A 211-nucleotide genomic window follows, 5' to 3' on the forward strand; every position below is an offset into this window, starting at 1 on the left:
CCACTTGACTCGCTGCGATCTCTCGTCAGCGGGAGGCGAATTCTACAGCGTTACAACCTGCTGTCAACTGCCTTTTTTCACCGCTTTCGGTGGAGACCGAAACACTTCCTACGCTACCTGAAACTTCTAACTCGTTGAATCTCAAGGAGTTTTCCGTTTCGACTGCGCCGGAAGTGGGGCGAATTATAGACAGATAAAACGGGGCGTCAAG

The 211-nt window shown here is 51.2% G+C and carries 1 protein-coding gene; it reads right to left on the reverse strand.

The window, feature by feature from the left end; genetic code table 11:
- Nucleotides 1–25: 25 nt before the first annotated feature.
- Nucleotides 26–211, reverse strand: a 186-nt coding sequence (locus tag NTD82_RS00390; RefSeq protein WP_262127383.1) for a hypothetical protein, incomplete at its 5' end; no start/stop codon positions are given.

This window comes from Pseudomonas sp. 5P_5.1_Bac1, assembly GCF_025466015.1.
In the GTDB taxonomy this organism is placed as follows: domain Bacteria; phylum Pseudomonadota; class Gammaproteobacteria; order Pseudomonadales; family Pseudomonadaceae; genus Aquipseudomonas.